Consider the following 10935-nt stretch of genomic DNA (forward strand, 5'->3'; position numbering starts at 1 on the left):
AATCGAGATAAAAGCAATAACAAACTAAGTACTACGTCAGCATGCTATTTAAACGCAATAAACCACCCTAATGCTACTACTGTATTTAAGAGATAAAACTAATTTGCAGCCAAAGAAAGCCCTGGCTTACTTTCTTCTTGTCCGTACTTATCAATCGCTAATTGTGCCTGCACTTGCAATTGTGTATCAGCAAAGACCTGAGTCGCCCTAACCGGAACAGTTAGGGCGCGATTAAAATACTTAAGTGCTAGCTGTAACTGCCCTTGTGTTACCAAAAAATCCGCATAATAATAATTAGCATCAATAGCATTAGCATTGATAGCTAAAGCTTTCTCTAATAACTGCTGCGCCTTATTATTATCACCATAAGCAACAGGCCATGCGGGAACCATATAATATAGCGTGCCTAAAGTTACGAATGCTGCACCATCTAATGCTTTAGGACTAAGTTCAATAGCCTGTATTAAAAGATCTTTAGCCTTATTAATTGCCTCTAAAGCGCTAAAAGCATCAACATTCTTAGCATTACTGGCAACAATAATGGCTTGCAGAATAATAAACTCCGCTTGCTTTGGGTACTGCGCCTGCAAATGATTAACTTCACTCAATAAATGCTTAAATTCATTATCTTGTTGCTCCTTAGCAACAAGATAATGAATACGCGCCCATTCTGACTCTATATGCTGAACAGCAGGCGCTAAATCATATGCCCAGACTGTAGCAGGCATTACATTGAAAATAAAGACCAAGAAAAAAGCAACTATTCGTTTCATAAGAAACAATATAGTTGCTTATTATCATTTTTGCAACAAATGTTGCAAAAATGATACGACTACCAAGTTGTATACGGCTTTTTAGATAGCTGATTATTATAATATCTTATATCTTCTGTCACATCCTGACCCACCCAGCTAGGCTTGTCAAAATCCTCATCTACAGCAGATAATTCAATTTCAGCGACAATTAAGCCCGCATTCTCGCCTTTAAACTCATCAATCTCCCACGTATGTTGCTTAATAACCACAAGGTGACGAGTTTTTTCTACTAAAGGCTTATGACATAAAGTCGTTAATAACTCATGAGCATCCGCTAATGGAATATCATATTCATATTCCTGGCGCTGCGAACCTATCGTAGCGCTTTTAATATTAAGCTTTGCAGTATCATCGCTGACTCTAACTCTTACCGAACTATGCTCATCACTACTCAGATAACCTTGTCGATAATTAATCGACTTAGTGACTAAAGCACGCCAGCTATCACTAGCTAGTAAAAATTTACGTTCTATTTCAATTGCCATTTACTCTGTATTCCTTAATTATAACCATTAGGATTTTGACTTTGCCAGCGCCACGTATCCTCAACCATATCTTCTAAATTCTTTTCCGTTTTCCAATTTAATTCACGTAGCGCCAAGCTAGGGTCGGCATAATTCTCAGCCACATCTCCGGTACGCCGGTCAACGATTTTGTAGTTGATGTTTTTACCTGTCACCTGCTCAAAAGCGGCAATAATCTGCAAAACACTATAACCTTTCCCTGCTCCGAGATTATAAGCTTTACAGCCTATATTCAGCGATGAATCGTCTAAAGCCTTAAGCGCTGCTAAATGCCCTTTCACCAAATCAATCACATGAATATAATCACGTACTCCCGTACCATCTACAGTTGGGTAATCGCCACCAAATACGGACAACTGCGCCAATTTACCCACCGCAACCTGAGAGACATAAGGAACTAAGTTATTTGGAATACCATTAGGATTCTCACCAATCAAACCACTTTCATGTGCGCCCATAGGGTTAAAATAGCGTAATAAAATAATTTCCCAAGGCTGACTTGCTTTTGTTAAGCCATCCGCTGTAGATAGATCTCTTAAGATATCCTCAATCATCGCTTTCGACTTACCATAAGGATTAGTTGCACCAAATACCGGCAACTCTTCACTATATTTCACTGTATCTGGCTCACCATAAACGGTTGCTGATGAACTAAAAATCATTTTTTTAACAGAAAATTCTTGCATCACCTCAGTCAATACCAAAGTGCCATAAACATTATTTTGATAATAACGTATGGGTTGCACACAAGATTCACCTACCGCTTTTAAACCAGCAAAGTGCATGACTGCATAAATAGTATGTTCAGAAAAAATATCTGTTAATGCCTTTTTATCACGAATATCTGCTTGTACAAATATAGGCATTTTTCCGGTTATTTGCTTAACTCGCGCCAAGGATTCTATGCTGCTATTGGATAAATTATCGACCACAACGATATCATAGCCCGCCTCTAATAAGGCAACACAAGCATGGCTACCAATATAACCTGCACCACCTGTCACTAAAATCTTCTGAGTTGTCATTTGCATAATTCCGTATGTTTTTATTTTAAAAGACCTGGTTTCCCATAATTAAGCACATAATCTCTGCAAGTAACGAATTACCTTATTGAGTTATTTTATGTAAAGTAAGTAGCTATCAAACGATTTGCAGGGGCTACAAATAAGTTATAAACACCTAGATTGCGAGGCAATATATTATATAGAAGTTAAATTGAAAAAGGGGAGGAATATCTCAGAATGAAATATCTAAACCTCTAGGACGAATCCTAAGCAGCTTTTCATACAAACTTAGTCAAAACAAAGAACAATGAAATTAAATACTCCATTAATCACTATGTTGAAAAAGGCTTAAAAAAAAATATTATTAGCCTTCACCATTAAACACCCCCACCCTATATTGGTAGATAAAAAGGCGTGCGGCCAGCTTTATAGCTACCTTTGCCGTCAAAAAACTGAACCTAAGAGGTGATTAGAGTAGATACTAGGAAATTCCTGAGTTATATACTGATGACTTGAATTCAGGTAAATTAAATATTTATTAAATGAAAATAACAATTGGAAAATTAGCTAAACAAGCGAATGTAACTATTGAAACCATCCGCTATTACCAACGCAAAGGGTTATTAACCGAACCTGTTAAACCAGCTACTGGTTACCGAAAATATCCACAAGAAGCAGTTGCCCGACTTTGCTTTATCAAACGAGCCCAACAATCAGGTTTTACCTTAAAAGAAATTGCAGAATTATTATCATTAGATGGCAAGCATTGCGCAGACGTACAGCAAATGGCTGAACAGAAACGCCAGCAAATTGATAATCAACTAAAAGACTTAACAGCACTTCGTAATGCACTAGACACTCTGGTGAAGGGCTGTCAGCAGGATAATTCCACCGATCACTGCTCCCTTATTGATGCGTTTTCTGACCAGTCAGAGCAAAAATACTGAATACGCCTAAATGATATAAAGTTGACTTGACTCTGTTCTATAGAACAGAGCTTATAATTCACCTCAAACTTAGTAAATAACGCCTTAGGAGAACAAAGATGACAGAAGAACAAGACATCACTAAAAAAAGTACACCCTGGCTAGGTATAGGTGCAATACTCGCAGCAATTGGCGCTTCAGCCTGCTGTGTGGGACCTTTATTGTTGTTATCTTTAGGTATAGGTGGGGCGTGGATGAGCACTTTAACGTCAATGGAAGTCGTTCGTCCCTTCTTTATCATTATGAGTTTAATTTTTATTGGTTTAGGTTATCGCAAGCTGTATTTAATTCCAGACAGCTGCGAAGAAGGTCAGGCCTGTACAGTATCTGAAGTTAAACAAAGACAACGAATGGTCTTTTGGATCGGCTCAGTATTGATTTTATTGCTATTAGCATTCCCTTGGTATGCCGTTTATATTCTTTAATGGAGAAAAAAATGAAAACCTTATTCATTATTTTAAGCTTAATCACTGGTTTTATAAGCACACATGCAGTTCAGGCTAAATCAAATGAGCCAACACAAAATAATAGTCAAACTGTCATGCTTGATATGCAAAACATGACTTGCGCGATGTGTTCCATCACTATCAGAAAGGCGTTAGAAGGTGTTGAGGGTGTGCAGAGTGCTAAGGTGGATTTTGACAGCAAAACAGCGAATGTCACTTTTGACCCCAAAAAAACCAATATAGAAACCCTGCTCAAAACTACCACTAATGCGGGCTATCCAGCCACTTTTCACCCAGAAAATTAATGAAAAGGACATAAAATGTGGATTAAACAACTAAAAATTAAGGGTATGACCTGCCCAAGTTGTGCCGAGGGTATCGAGAAGAAACTCAACACTCTCAAAGGAGTTGAGATAAAAGTCTGTTACCCTGAAGGTAATGGTGTTCTGACGGTTAAGGGTGATACTCGTCTGAAATCACTGATCGCTAAGATCGAAGATAAAGGCTATCAGGTCACAGAAATGGATCAGAAGCAGGCCAATACAGATAAGTCAACACTTTCTGCCGCAAACAATGGCCAGCAATTGCATGTCGCTATTATCGGTACAGGCTCAGGGGCTTTTGCCGGCGCTCTCAGAGCAGTGGAAAATGGTGCACGAGTTACACTGATTGAACGCAAGCCCATTATCGGTGGAACCTGTGTCAATATAGGCTGTGTACCCTCAAAAATTATGATCCGTGCAGCGCATATTGCCCATTTGCAACAACACCATGCCTTTGATGGCATTAAAAAACATAAGCCAGTGATTGATCGTCACCAATTACTGGCACAACAACGGGCAAGGGTGAATGAGTTACGAGCTGCTAAATATGAAAATATTTTAGAGTCCAATCCCGAGATAAGCTTGGTGAAAGGGGATGCTCGATTTAAAGATGCCAACACACTGATTGTTGATCAGGAACACGGTAATTTTACAGAAATTAAAGCAGACCGCTTTCTCATTGCAACTGGTGCATCTGCTAGTATCCCTCCTATACCGGGTTTGGCAGAAACGCCATATTGGACATCAACAGAAGCCTTAGAAGCAGAAGTTCTTCCAGAGTCATTGTGCGTCATTGGCTCTTCAATTGTCGCTTTAGAGTTAGCGCAGGCGTATTTAAGATTAGGCACAAAAGTTACTTTATTAGCACGCCATTCCTTATTATTTAATGAAGACCCTGAGATAGGTTCAGAACTGCATAAAATTCTGGAAGCTGAAGGCATGACTATTTTGGATCATACGCAAGCGCAAGCCATTTCATACCAAAAAGGATTGCTTTCATCAGGAAAATTCACTATTAACACCACACAAGGACAAACACTAATTTGTGATCAGTTATTGATTGCAACAGGTCGCCCACCCAATACCGGCAGTTTAGGACTAGAAAAAGCTGGGGTAGTAATGGATAGCGATGGTGCGATTAGTGTGGATGATCATATGCGTACCAATATTGAGCATATTTATGCTGCAGGTGATTGTAGCAATCAGCCACAGTTTGTTTATGTGGCGGCCGCAGCAGGTACCCGTGCCGCCATTAATATGACAGGCGGTGATGCCGCAATCAATCTATCGGCCATGCCAGCTGTTATGTTTACTGAACCACAAATGGCGACAGTGGGTTTAACCGAGGCAGAAGCGCAGCACAATAATATTAAAACTGATACTCGCTTATTGCCCTTAGAAAATGTACCGCGCGCCCTGGCCAACTTTGAAACCAGAGGCTTTGTTAAGCTGGTGATTGAAGAAAGCAGCAGGCGTTTAATTGGCGCGCAAATACTGGCACCCGAAGCGGGAGAGATGATCCAGACAGCGGTATTGGCCATTCATAATCAAATGACTATAGAAGATCTGGCTGGGCAACTGTTCCCTTATTTAACCATGGTAGAGGGGATTAAACTTTGCGCTCAAACCTTTAACAAAGATGTGAAAGAACTGTCTTGTTGCGCGGGGTGAATGGTTATATTAAGTCAGTGATAGAAGACTATTATTTAATGAAATAGCCGTTAAACGCTTATGCTTTTTTAAAAGGGCTACAAACGGAAGAGGGGGGACTTTATAAATCTAAATTCACGGTTAAAGCCCCCTCCCCTAGCAAAACTATGATGCTTTTGGCAGTATGATGGTTAAAACTCCATTCTTATACTGACTGGTCATGGCCGATTGCTTGACTGGACCAGGAAGCAATATTGACCTTTGATAAGTACCACTAAAGCGTTCTTGTCGGTAGTATTGATTTGCACCTTTGTCATCTTTTTGTTCATTTGAATGTTCCGTTTTGATTGAAATAGATAACTGTCGATCCTCAATACTTACATTGAGTGACGAAGGTTCACCGCCAGGGATATCTAAAGTTACAAGATAACGCTCAGGCTCTTCTTTTAAATCAAAACGGGGGGCTTTTGTTAATATACTTTTTGAATTTAAATGAAACCTAGAAAATGAATCACCAAACACCTGCTCCATTTCATTTTGCATTCTTTGCATTTCTTGATAAGGGTTCCAGTTATCATTTTTCATGAATTCATCATCAAGCGTCATTTTAGGAAGTTGAAAGGATGGTACTTCGTTTACGCTTGTCATTTGGCTGACTTGATTTTTCAATTGAAAAAACATATAAGTCTGGATAGCAAGTGCTATAAAAAGAATAACAGCTATGATAGTAATAATTGATTTTTGCATAAGACACCTCACATAGTTTGTAGGAGCGGCTTCAGCCGCGAAGCCGCTCCTACAAAGTATTGTTCTTTTAAAATACAATGGGGATTATATAAATACCTTATGATCACCTTTAACTTATTGACCTTATTATGATGATATTAGCTTACCTAGCCCTGTTCAATTTGTCTTACCCTTAAGCCTAACAAAAATAAGAACCAGCCACTCATCAACATTTCAACAGCAATTAGCAAACCTATTAACCAGAATGCTGATTCCGGTAATGAAGCGATAACGATAGCCGTTAATATTAAATTCAGTAGCCCTGAAAAAGCCGGTAATAACCATTTCCAGCCTTGTTTTTTACAAAAAAAGGCATACCAAATTTTAGCAACACCGATGACCGCAAACAGGGATGCTAAAAGAATAGTTAAAACCAGAGAGGTCGAAAAGGGGTCGAAAAATATAACCACACCAGCAACAATATATAGCAAAGCAATGAAAAGGTGCTGTAGCTTCCCACCCCATTCTTCCTCTTTAACCTTAACGACATGAATAAGCTGCATTATTCCACCTGCGAAAATAAAGCCACCAAACATTAATACACTGGTCAAGGTAAGAAAACTACTAGCTAGCAGGCCTAGAGTACCAAAAATTATCATACTTAACCCTAGAAAGATCATCCATTTCCAGTTGATAGGTAATTCTTGTAAAGCCGAATAAGAGAACCTTAATGTTTCTCTTGTTTCATCGTTATTATTCATTGTCTTTTCCTGGTTAGTAAGAGGAGGCTTAAGTTAAGATATTTAATGTAGGATGTGCCGAGGAACAAGGCGCATCATTTGCAGTTGATGCGCTTCGTTCCTCAGCACATCCTACCGATTATCTTGACTTAATGCTTGTGAGCTAAAGCCCACTGTATTAAATGTTAATTATTTGAAGTTTTTTCTTTGTGTATTAAGTTCTTGATGGAGGTTTTTGCTTTATCGTACATTTTTTCTACAACATTTTTGCCATCAATTTCTTTTTTAACGGCTTTAATTTGATTTTTCATATCCTCATAAGCTTTAGAGTCTTTATCGGTATAACCTAATAAAGTAGCAATCTCTAATTGCTCCTGTGCCGCATCTAAAAGTTCATGTGCTTTTGCTTTGTCCTTATTTTTATCCAAAGCAGACGCTTCTATTAGCAAACTTTCTGTACGAATAATTGCCAAAGGAACAATAGTCTCCTCCATAACAATCGTCGATAATGCAGTATCTAACGTGAGCAGTGCATCTTCTTTTTTCCCCTCGACTAAAGCTTTAGTGGCCAGTTTAATAGCGTCCGGATAAGTTCCCATAGGAAGATAGACATTAACAATAACCATTTCATCTTTCATAGGCTCTATCATTGCCCGGGCCGCCTGAACCTTATGCTTCTTAAGTAAATCAACCACAATATCGGTTTCTTCTTTTACTAACTTAGGTGTTGTTATTAATGCTGAAATAGAAACACCACCATCAATAGGGACTAAATTAAGACTGGGATTTGCTGCTAAAGCGACATCAAATTTTCCAGATGCTGCTTGTAATAGGCTAATTGCCTCTTTTTCTTTGCCTTTCTTTGTTAATAGTTCTGTCGCAGCCAATACTTTACTATAACCCTCTAACACACCTTGGTTGACCGTTTTTAGTAAAGAATTTTGCTCATTTTCCAGCTGCTTAACCGCCTGATCAGACTTTTCTGTTTGGGCTTTGCCCATCAGGTTCGTCGCTTTTTCTGTTGTGGTATTGGCTGCCTGAACAAAAGGCGCAATCATTAATGTGCCGATCAATAAACTGTTGATTAATTGTTTTGTTTTCATTTGTTTCTCTCCGAAGATTAAAGATAATATTGATGGACATGAGGCTTTATTGGGGCAAGACCTCATGTCCAAGCTATTCAAGTATTTCTACCCCTCTATAAACGCATATGTTTTATTTTTGATCATCCACCTCCTCAAATTCAGCATCTAAAACATCATCGTTGCTTGATGAACTTTCGTTGTTTGTGCTCTGTTGTGATGCTGACTCTGTTGTCGTCTTCATCATTGCCGTTGCTGCCTCTTGCAACACTTTATAACAACGCTCAATTTCATCTTTATTATCACCTTTGAGTACCGTTTTCAACTCCTCTATCGCAGACTCAACATGCTTCTTGTCTGCCTCAGATACCTTATCTGCAGATTCTTTTAACGATACCTCTGTCGTATGAATTAATTGATCCGCTAAGTTTCTTGCTTGCACCAACTCATGCACTCTGCGATCATCTTCAGCATGTTCTTCAGCATCTTTTACCATGCGTTTAATCTCATCTTCAGATAAGCCACTAGACGCTTTAATCACAATAGATTGTGATTTACCGGTTGCCTTATCTTTAGCAGAAACATTCAATATACCGTTAGCATCCACATCTAAAGTCACCTCAATTTGTGGTGTACCACGAGGTGCAGGTGGAATATCCGTTAGATTGAATCGACCTAAGGATTTATTATCTACTGCCAATTCACGCTCCCCCTGTAAAACATGCACCGTCACTTCAGATTGGTTATCTTCTGCTGTCGAGAACATTTCTGATGCCGAAGTAGGGATTGTCGTATTTTTCTCAATTAATTTTGTTGTCACCCCACCTAAAGTTTCAATACCTAAAGATAAAGGCGTCACATCCAAGAGCAAAACATCATCGACATCGCCTGATAATACAGCCGCCTGGATGGCTGCACCTACCGCAACTGCCTCATCAGGGTTAACATCCTTACGCGGCTCTTTACCAAAGAACTGTTTAACAACCTCAACTACCTTAGGCATCCGTGTTTGTCCGCCCACCAAAATAACATCACTAATATCACTATTAGATAAGCCGGCATCTTTTAAAGCCTGTTCACAAGGCTTTAAAGTGCTTTTAATCAAAGCATCGACTAAAGACTCTAATTTTGCACGAGTAACCTTAATATTTAGGTGCTTAGGGCCAGAACTATCCGCGGTAACATACGGTAAATTAATATCCGTTTGCTGAGTGGATGACAATTCAATTTTGGCTTTTTCAGCCGCTTCTTTTAATCGTTGCAACGCTAACGGATCGTTATTGAGATCAACCCCGCTATCTTTTTTAAACTCCTCGACTAAAAAATCCATGAGGCGCATATCAAAATCTTCACCGCCTAAAAAGGTGTCGCCATTGGTTGAGAGTACTTCAAACTGTTTCTCACCGTCCACTTCAGCAATTTCAATAATAGAGACATCAAAAGTACCGCCCCCTAAGTCATAGACCACTATCTTTTGATCTTCTTTGCCAGATTTATCAATACCGTAAGCTAAAGCTGCTGCTGTTGGCTCATTAATAATGCGTTTAACATCCAGCCCAGCAATACGACCCGCATCTTTAGTGGCCTGGCGTTGTGAATCATTAAAGTAAGCAGGTACGGTAATCACTGCCTCTTTTATTTCTTCACCTAAATAGGCTTCGGCATCTTTTTTTAATTTTCTTAAAATTTGCGCAGAAACCTCTTGTGCAGAAAGTTTTTTACCATTAGCTTCCACCCAAGCATCGCCATTGTCTGCCTTGATAATTTTATAAGGCACTAGCTTAATATCTTTCTGTACGGCTTCTTCCTCAAAGCGACGACCAATTAAACGCTTAATCGCAAATAAGGTGTTTTTAGGGTTTGTCACTGCTTGACGCTTAGCGGACTGTCCGATTAAAACTTCATTATCTGCATAGGCAATAATAGAAGGCGTTGTTCTACTGCCTTCCGCATTTTCAATCACTTGTGCAGAACCACCTTCCATAATGGCAACACAAGAATTAGTTGTACCTAAATCTATACCAATTACTTTACTCATCTCAATTCTCCTGTTTTATTTAATAACGTAACAGCCCTTTACCATCAGGGCTGTCTTCTATGGGTTCGTAGTCTAAATAAAAACAGGAGTAAGTTATGTCATGCAGGTGACAGTTAGGGAGTTTTAATGAAAATACAGGAACAGCTTACGCTATAAGCCGCGGTTGGAATGATCGTACGCAATAGACGATAGAGTTGTTGCCAAATCACAAAACTATAAAACTAGGTTTTTAGTGACGCATACGATTATATTTACCATAATAAGTATAGAGTTTTTCAAATAATTACACAGACATCAATGCTGCCTCAAACTCTTCAATAGGCACGGGTTTACCAAATAAGTAGCCTTGGAAGTGATGACAACCACACTTTTTAAGACAAGCTAATTGACTTTCAGTTTCTACACCTTCGGCAATAACATCTAGGTCCATGCTTTTAGCCATAGCAACAATCATTTCCGCAATTCCTTTATCATTGTTGTCGGTAGTCACATCCCGCACAAACGACTGATCAATCTTTAATTGAGATAAGGAATGTGCATGAAATAACTTAGGCAACTTATAAAGTTGTTGCGTCAGGAATGGCAGTATAATTCCATTGCC

General features: G+C 39.0%; 10 protein-coding genes and 1 pseudogene. 3 read left to right on the forward strand and 8 right to left on the reverse strand.

Translation table 11 applies throughout. The annotated features are described in order from the left end of the window. Window positions 1-98: 98 nt before the first annotated feature. From BQ7314_RS00815 to galE, 3 genes are read right to left on the reverse strand one after another with little or no spacing between them, the layout of a single operon-like run. Entirely contained in the window at window positions 99-773 is a 675-nt protein-coding gene (locus tag BQ7314_RS00815) for a tetratricopeptide repeat protein (protein WP_174481809.1), read from the reverse strand. A gap of 59 nt (window positions 774-832) precedes the next feature. Further along, window positions 833-1300 carry a CYTH domain-containing protein gene (locus tag BQ7314_RS00820; RefSeq protein WP_174481810.1) on the reverse strand — a complete coding sequence of 156 codons (468 nt, stop codon included), beginning with the start codon at window positions 1298-1300 and terminating at the stop codon, window positions 833-835. A 14-nt stretch (window positions 1301-1314) separates the two neighbouring features. After that, window positions 1315-2364 carry a UDP-glucose 4-epimerase GalE gene (gene galE / locus BQ7314_RS00825; protein ID WP_174481823.1) on the reverse strand — a complete coding sequence of 350 codons (1050 nt, stop codon included), beginning with the start codon at window positions 2362-2364 and terminating at the stop codon, window positions 1315-1317. Between the two features lie 521 nt (window positions 2365-2885). On the opposite strand from galE, the gene BQ7314_RS00830 reads away from it, so the two are divergent. The 3 genes and pseudogenes from BQ7314_RS00830 (at window position 2886) to merA (ending at window position 5769) form a co-directional block, all read left to right on the forward strand. Continuing rightward, entirely contained in the window at window positions 2886-3290 is a 405-nt protein-coding gene (locus BQ7314_RS00830) for a MerR family transcriptional regulator (protein WP_174481811.1), read from the forward strand. A gap of 98 nt (window positions 3291-3388) precedes the next feature. Beyond that, window positions 3389-4080 (forward strand): annotated as a pseudogene (locus tag BQ7314_RS15970) (mercuric transporter MerT family protein). A 21-nt stretch (window positions 4081-4101) separates the two neighbouring features. Then, entirely contained in the window at window positions 4102-5769 is a 1668-nt protein-coding gene (merA, locus tag BQ7314_RS00845; RefSeq protein ID WP_174481824.1) for a mercury(II) reductase, read from the forward strand. A 144-nt stretch (window positions 5770-5913) separates the two neighbouring features. Here the strand turns inward: merA and BQ7314_RS00850 are convergent, their stop codons facing one another. The 5 genes from BQ7314_RS00850 to BQ7314_RS00870 all read right to left on the reverse strand — a co-directional run. After that, window positions 5914-6495 carry an Hsp20/alpha crystallin family protein gene (locus BQ7314_RS00850; protein ID WP_174481814.1) on the reverse strand — a complete coding sequence of 194 codons (582 nt, stop codon included), beginning with the start codon at window positions 6493-6495 and terminating at the stop codon, window positions 5914-5916. A 146-nt stretch (window positions 6496-6641) separates the two neighbouring features. Continuing rightward, window positions 6642-7235 (reverse strand): HdeD family acid-resistance protein, encoded by a 594-nt coding sequence (locus tag BQ7314_RS00855; protein ID WP_174481815.1) that lies wholly within the window; start codon window positions 7233-7235, stop codon window positions 6642-6644. Window positions 7236-7399: 164 nt separating this feature from the next. After that, entirely contained in the window at window positions 7400-8317 is a 918-nt protein-coding gene (locus tag BQ7314_RS00860; protein WP_174481816.1) for a YfdX family protein, read from the reverse strand. A 112-nt stretch (window positions 8318-8429) separates the two neighbouring features. Next, the gene (gene dnaK, locus BQ7314_RS00865; protein ID WP_174481817.1) at window positions 8430-10334 is read right to left on the reverse strand and encodes a molecular chaperone DnaK; all 1905 of its coding nucleotides are present in this window, start codon (window positions 10332-10334) and stop codon (window positions 8430-8432) included. A 283-nt stretch (window positions 10335-10617) separates the two neighbouring features. Then, window positions 10618-10935 (reverse strand): EAL domain-containing protein (locus BQ7314_RS00870; RefSeq protein WP_174481818.1); only part of this gene is annotated, 318 nt, incomplete at its 5' end.

It is taken from the genome of methanotrophic endosymbiont of Bathymodiolus puteoserpentis (Logatchev) (genome assembly GCF_900128525.1).
Lineage (GTDB): Bacteria > Pseudomonadota > Gammaproteobacteria > Methylococcales > Methylomonadaceae > Methyloprofundus.